Annotated in this window: 1 protein-coding gene; it reads left to right on the forward strand. The window is 51.6% G+C overall.

Annotated features, from left to right (window positions below; all coding sequences use genetic code 11):
- Nucleotides 1-181: 181 nt before the first annotated feature.
- Nucleotides 182-2234: SusC/RagA family TonB-linked outer membrane protein (locus K2I50_RS02955; protein WP_301024760.1), on the forward strand; the 2053-nt coding region annotated here is incomplete at its 3' end.

The following is a 2234-nucleotide window of genomic DNA, read 5'->3' on the forward strand; positions in this document are numbered from 1 at the left end:
CCTTATCACAAGCGAAAATCTGCTCGACGAATGACCGCCCTGACGGTAACATTTATTATTAAACAAGCTCTTAAACACTCTCTCACTTTTATTATCACTTTTACGCTTTCCATTAACACATTTTTTGAACGGATTGGTCAACCTGCTATATTTGCTGAGTCTCACACACTAATCTGTTTATATGAAAGGAATAACATTTGTCTGTCTTTCATTCGTATTCTGCCTTTTTACAGGAACAGCACACATTTACGCCTCTGAAAACCCGGCCGACAGCATAAATGCCACGGCTTCCAAAACGGTGTCGACAACCGTACGAGGCACAGTAACCGACGCTACGGGCGAGCCGATAATCGGCGCAATCGTAAAGCTAAGCGGAGCCTCTACCGGAGCTACCGATACCGATGTGTCCGGACAGTTCACACTCTCTGATGTAAAATATCCATCGGAGATTGAGGTGTCGTACATCGGATTCAATCCGGTAGAGATGCGCCTCAAGGAAGGCACATCAATCTACACCGTGGTAATGCATGAGATAAAGTCGACACTCGACGAAGTAGTCGTAGTGGGCTACGCCACACAGCGAAAAGTCAACCTTACCGGCTCCGTGTCGTCAATAAATGCATCGACCCTCGCCGACCGACCACTCACGAATGCCACCAACGCACTTGCCGGACTGGCTTCCGGCCTTACCGTCACCAACGCCGGTGGAAATACTCCCGGCTATGAGTCGCAGACAATACGCGTGCGCGGACAAGGCACTCTTAACGATGCCGCGCCTCTTGTTGTGGTCGACGGAATGACAGGCATAGCCATCAGCGATGTAAATCCCCAGGATATCGAGAACATATCCATTCTAAAGGATGCAGCATCATCGGCTATCTACGGCTCGAGAGCTGCCAATGGCGTAATACTGATAACCACCCGCCAAGGTGTAGAGTCACGCCCCAGTGTGACATACAGCGGCAACATATCGTTTGAGACAGTGGCGAAACGCCTCAACCTCGTTACCGACTATGCCGATTTCATGGAGATTCAGAACGCAGGCCTCATAGCCAACGGACAGGCTCCGCGCTTCTCGCAAGGCAAAATCGACGAATGGCGCAACGACGCCGGGCGCAACCCTACCATATACCCCAACACCGACTGGCAGGACCACATATACCGAAACCCCTCGGTAGTGCAGAACCATAATGTATCACTCACCGGAGGAAGCAAGCGAGTACGCTATAACATGTCGTTCGGATATGTCGACAATCCCGGCATGATATATCATACCGACTACTCCCGCTACCAGTTGCGCACCAACCTGGAGGTCAACGTAAAGCCATGGCTTACCTTAGGCACCAACCTGTTCGGATATATCGATTCCAACAACCCGTCGGCCGACAACGCCACCAAAGGAGGCGATGTGATATTCGGGTCGGGAGCGTTCAACACCGTGCCCGGCATGACCCTATACGACCCTGCTACCGGACTCTACGGAGGCATCCAGAATCCTGAAGAAGAGAATGTAAGCAATTTCAATCCCTACCGACGCCAGTGGTTCTACAAAGATGAATTCCCCACAAAGACACGCCGCACCGTGGCAAAACTCTTCGCCCGCATCCAGCCGCTGAAAGGCCTCGTAATACAAGGCTCATATTCCTACAATTACTGGACACGCCGTGAGGAACATCATCTCACCGACCGCAATCTCTATCGATTCACAGCCGACGGACCGGTGCTGATACGCGAAGGTGTAGTGCGCACCTACATCCGCCGCCGCAACTACGCCAATACATTCCGCTCATCCGAGATTACCGCACACTATACGCTTACAAAAGGTAAGTTCGAAGGGTCAGTACTGCTTGGAGCAAGCCAGGAATACAATAAGAACGAGAGCGAATCATTCCTCAAATATGACCTCATCGATGACTCCATGACCGCTATTGACGGCGGTACCACCAATGGAAACATCACCGGTAATTATACAGAATGGGCCATGCGCTCCTACTTCGGCCGCATCAACCTGTCGTGGGACGACAAATACATGCTTGAGGCAAACTTCCGTGCCGACGGTTCATCGAAATTCGCACCGGGCCACCGCTGGGGCTACTTCCCGTCGGTATCGGCAGGATGGCGCATATCGGAAGAATCCTTCATGAAGGCAACCCGCTCATGGCTCGACAATCTGAAACTGAGAGCATCATACGGCTCGCTCGGCAACAACGCCACCACAAGCTACTATATGTACC

It is taken from the genome of Muribaculum sp. (assembly GCF_029051885.1).
Classification (GTDB): Bacteria; Bacteroidota; Bacteroidia; order Bacteroidales; family Muribaculaceae; genus Muribaculum.